This window comes from Streptomyces silaceus (assembly GCF_001419745.1).
Lineage (GTDB): Bacteria > Actinomycetota > Actinomycetes > Streptomycetales > Streptomycetaceae > Streptomyces > Streptomyces silaceus.
This window is the reverse complement of record NZ_LIRJ01000687.1, coordinates 1-2,745: the sequence shown is the minus strand read 5'-3', so window position 1 is coordinate 2,745 and position 2,745 is coordinate 1. Positions and strand designations below refer to the sequence as shown.

At 73.6% G+C, this 2,745-nt stretch carries 3 protein-coding genes; 2 read left to right on the top strand and 1 reads right to left on the bottom strand.

Annotation, left to right across the window (positions count from 1 at the left end):
• Window positions 1-204 precede the first annotated feature (204 nt).
• Together AOK22_RS38675 and AOK22_RS38670 are read left to right on the top strand one after the other, a co-directional pair.
• Entirely contained in the window at window positions 205-1,101 is an 897-nt protein-coding gene (locus AOK22_RS38675; RefSeq protein ID WP_055703300.1) for a sterol desaturase family protein, read from the top strand.
• Entirely contained in the window at window positions 1,098-1,817 is a 720-nt protein-coding gene (locus tag AOK22_RS38670) for a lysoplasmalogenase (RefSeq protein ID WP_055703299.1), read from the top strand. The genes AOK22_RS38675 and AOK22_RS38670 overlap by 4 nt, the downstream gene beginning before the upstream one ends.
• Here AOK22_RS38670 and AOK22_RS38665 read toward each other — a convergent pair.
• The coding region (locus AOK22_RS38665; RefSeq protein ID WP_055703298.1) for a CopD family protein at window positions 1,786-2,745 on the bottom strand (960 nt) is incomplete at its 5' end. The two genes, AOK22_RS38670 and AOK22_RS38665, sit on opposite strands and share 32 nt — an antisense overlap.

Genomic DNA, 2,745 nt, shown 5'->3' with positions numbered 1-2,745 from the left:
CAGCTGCTGGGGGCGGCCGGGGTGTGAGGCGGGGGCGCTGCCCGGACCCTCGGCGCGTGAGGCCGCGCCCGATGATTGCGCGGCCGTCCGCCGTGTGAGCCGGTCCGTTTGGTGGAGATCACCAACAACCGCTCCCGTACCCCCGGTAATACTTGTCGGTAACAACCCCTAGTCGCGGACGAAGAGCCGTTCTACGGTGCACGCATGTCCCCGAACCTGCCCGATGTCGTGCTGTGGTCCATACCGGCCTTCGTGCTGCTCACCGTCGTCGAGATCGTGAGCCACCGGATCCATCCCGACGAGGACGCCGCCGGGTACGAGACCAAGGACGCCGCCACCAGCATCACCATGGGACTCGGCAGCCTCGTCTTCGACTTCCTGTGGAAGATCCCGATCGTCGCGATCTACTCGGGCGTCTACGCGCTGACACCGCTGCGCGTGCCCGTCCTGTGGTGGACGATCCCGCTGATGCTGCTCGCGCAGGACTTCTTCTACTACTGGTCGCACCGCGGCCACCACGTCATCCGCATCCTGTGGGCCTGCCACGTCGTGCACCACTCCAGCCGCAAGTTCAACCTCACGACGGCGCTGCGCCAGCCCTGGACGAGCCTGACGGTCTGGCCGTTCTACCTGCCGCTCATCGCCTGCGGCGTGCACCCGGCCGCGCTCGCGTTCTGCTCGTCGGCCAACCTGGTCTACCAGTTCTGGATCCACACCGAGCGGATCGGGAAGCTGCCCCGCCCCGTCGAGTACGTCTTCAACACGCCCTCCCACCACCGCGTGCACCACGCGTCCCAGGGCGGCTACCTGGACCGCAACTTCGGCGGCATCCTGATCATCTGGGACCGCATGTTCGGCTCGTGGGTCGCCGAGACCGACCGTCCCGTGTACGGCCTGACGAAGAACATCGACACCTTCAACCCGCTGCGCGTGGCCACCCACGAGTACGCCGCCATCGCCAAGGACCTCAGGGCGGCCTCCGGTTGGCGCGAGCGGGCCGGGCGCGTCTTCCGCGGCCCGGGGTGGCAGCCGCAGGCCCCCGCGGCGGTCGCGGCGCCCGTGCCGGCCCCCGACGCCACGGTCCCGGAGCGGGCGGCGTGACGCGGCGGCCGTCCCCGAGGCCGCTGCTCGGCGCCTTCGGCGTCGCCGCGCTCGGCGACCTCCTCTCCCTGCTGGCCGACTTCGGACCCGGCCACACCGTCTTCAAGCCGCTCCTGATGCCGCTGCTCGCGGCGTACGCCGCCGTGCGGGGCGGCCCCCGTCTGCTGATCGCCGCCCTCCTGTTCGGCTGGGGCGGCGACACCTTCCTGCTCTTCGACGCCGACCTCGCCTTCCTCGCGGGGATGGGGTCGTTCGCGGCGGGGCACGTCTGCTACCTCGTGCTCTTCAAGCGGTACGGCGACACCGCGCGGTATGCGGGCAAGGGCGGCGGCTCCCCCCGCGCGCGGGGAGCGGGTCTCGTGGCCGTGTACGCCCTCGCGCTCGCCGTCACCGTGGTGCTGCTCTGGCCCGACCTGCCCGCCGACATGCGCGGCCCCGTCGCGGGCTACAGCCTGCTGCTCACCGCGATGGCCTTCGGCGCGACGACGCTCGGCCTCACCGCGGCGGCCGGCGGCGCGCTGTTCCTGCTGTCGGACACGCTCATCGCGACCGGCGTCGCCGAGTGGCCGCAACTGCCCCGGCCCGACTTCGCCATCATGCTCACCTACATCGCGGCGCAGTTCCTGCTGACGAAGGGGGTCCTCGGGGCGACCGGGGAGCACCCGGAAGCGGAGCCCGCGGCGGTCACCAGCGGATCGGCACCGGCACCGCGGTGAGCAGCGCCGAGAGCACCACGACGACCCCCAGCGCGATCACCTCTCCGCGCGCGGGGACGTAGGCCGAGACGCGGTCCTCCGTGTGCCGCAGCCGGTACCGGGCCAGCAGCGCGAGCACCGCGACGACGGCCACGAGCAGCACCTTGGCGAGCAGGGTGCGGCCGTAGGCGGTCTCCGTGAGCTGGTCGAGGACCGTGCCCGGCGGCATCCGGCGCAGCGTGCTGAACGTCCCCGTCACCGTGATCGCGGCGAACAGGACGGCGGCCACGCGCGCATAGAGCCCCAGAACGGCGGCGCCCGCCTCCGGGGACGACGTCCGCCACCGCCGCAGCATCCGCAGGACGTACAGCAGCCCGCCCGCCCACAGCGCCCCGCACGTCAGATGCACCAGCGTGAGCCCGCTGCCCACGAGCGGGGCGTCCTCCACCGGCGGATGGGCCCGCAGCGCCTCCGCGACGACCACCGCGGCCAGCGGCAGCGCGGCGACGGCCGGACGCCGCGAGCGTGCGCACAGGGCGGCCGCGAGGAAGGCGTTGACCTCCAGGAGGGCGAGCCTGCCGTCCCGGGTGTCGTACAGCCGCCCGATGTCCAGGTCGCCGAGCGAGCTCGGCACGAGATTGCCGTTCGCCACGACGGCGGCGAGCCCGAGCGCGGCCACGCACCCCGCCCACGCCGCGTACGCCGACCAGCCGCGCGGCAGCCGGTCCAGCGGCGCCCCGGGAACCCGGCGGGCGAGCCGCGCGGCGAACACCTCGCCCCCTTGCACGCACAGGGCGGCGAACACGATCGCGCGCAGGGCCGTGATGCCGGCCGTGCCGGGCGCCTGTGCCTCGCCGGTGCCGCGCAGCGCAGCCGACGGGCCGAGCAGCGGGATCAGGGCGGCGACCGCCACGAGGGCGAGGACGGCCACCGCGCGGCCCACGGACGG

What these genes read in the sequence shown, in the direction of transcription:
- AOK22_RS38675 (WP_055703300.1), top strand. Translation starts at nt 205, where the DNA reads ATGTCCCCGAACCTGCCCGATGTCGTGCTGTGGTCCATACCGGCCTTC.